This window comes from Actinomadura vinacea, from assembly GCF_039532545.1.
Taxonomy (GTDB): Bacteria; Actinomycetota; Actinomycetes; order Streptosporangiales; family Streptosporangiaceae; genus Spirillospora; species Spirillospora vinacea.
Genome location: NZ_BAAARW010000061.1, coordinates 1 through 770, shown reverse-complemented (window position 1 = coordinate 770; position 770 = coordinate 1). Strand labels below are relative to the sequence as shown.

Sequence of the window (770 nt, the reverse complement as noted above, 5' to 3'; positions counted from 1 at the left end):
AGCTGCTCAGCCCGAGTGGATCAGTCCGTTCACCGGGCTGTCGCCCCGGCAGTTCCGCAAGCTGGTGCGCGTGGTGGCCGAGCGAGGCGGCACGCAGATCGCCGATGGGCGGCCGGGCCGTCCGTGGGCGTTGCCGCTGGCCGATCGGGTTCTGCTGGTGGCGGTCTACTGGCGCACCAATCTGACCTTGCGGCAGGTCGGCCCGCTGTTTGGCATCTCGCACGCCGCAGCGCACCGCGTCGTGGACACCGTCGGGCCGCTGCTGGCGCTGGCCCCGGTCCGCCGCCGCGGCACCGACGAGGTGAGCATCGTGGACGGCACGCTGGTGCCGCTCCGGGACCGGAGCCTGGCCGCGCGGAGCAAGAACTACCGGTACTCGGCCAACGTGCAGATCGCCGTCGACGCCGACACCCGCCTGGTGGTCGCGACCGGCGACCCGCTGCCGGGCAACCGCAACGACTGCCAGGCCTACCGCGACTCGGGCATCGACCAGGCGCTGGCCGGGCGGCATGTCATGGCCGACGGTGCCTACCAGGGCAACCCGGATGTGATCATCCCCTACCGCAAGCCCCGCGACGGCGGTGAACTCGAGCCCTGGCAGGAAGACCGCAACACCGTGCACCGCAGCGTCCGCGCCCGCGTCGAGCACGTCCTGGCCCGGATGAAGAACTGGAAGATCCTGCGCGACCACCGCCGCAAAGCCCACACCCTGGGCGACACCGTGGCCGACATCGCCTACCTGCACAACCTTGCAGCCACGGGCTGACCCA

The 770-nt window shown here is 71.4% G+C and carries 1 protein-coding gene; it reads left to right on the top strand.

All coding sequences use genetic code 11. The features are described 5' to 3' along the window. On the top strand, nucleotides 1-766 hold a 766-nt coding region (locus ABD340_RS47790; RefSeq protein ID WP_344598857.1), incomplete at its 5' end, for a transposase family protein. Nucleotides 767-770 lie beyond the last annotated feature (4 nt).